Below are 328 nucleotides of genomic sequence, written 5' to 3'. Positions count from 1 at the left end.
GTCCTCCATCGCGACCGAAGCCTGATTGGAGAAGATCATCGGCACATTTCGCGCCGCCGCTCCCTTGGCGGTGGCGAGGTCGGCGTCTGGGTGCGCCAGGTCCTGAACGCCGATCGGCGCGAGCAGCACCGGGGCCGGCAGGCGGCGGCCGAACAGGTCCACCGCCAGATCGCGTTTCGCCACGTTGCGGAGCATGCGGGGGACGAGCTTCACCGCGTCGAGCGCGTTCTGTTGGCGCGGGCCGTCGCCTCCGCGCCGGCGGAGCGGAGATAGCCGAACGCCTCGGGCGTCATCGTCGCCTCCGCCCGTAATTCCAGTTCGTCCATAC

1 protein-coding gene is annotated in these 328 nt (G+C 69.8%); it reads right to left on the bottom strand.

Annotation, left to right across the window (positions count from 1 at the left end):
• Nucleotides 1–312, bottom strand: a 312-nt coding sequence (locus AC0IYH_RS30335) for an alpha-hydroxy-acid oxidizing protein (RefSeq protein ID WP_471837847.1), incomplete at its 3' end; no start/stop codon positions are given.
• Nucleotides 313–328: the final 16 nt, after the last annotated feature.

It is taken from the genome of Pseudomonas sp. AC463 (genome assembly GCF_979253585.1).
Note: the sequence above shows the minus strand (reverse complement) of the source record. Positions and strands in the feature narration are given on the sequence as shown.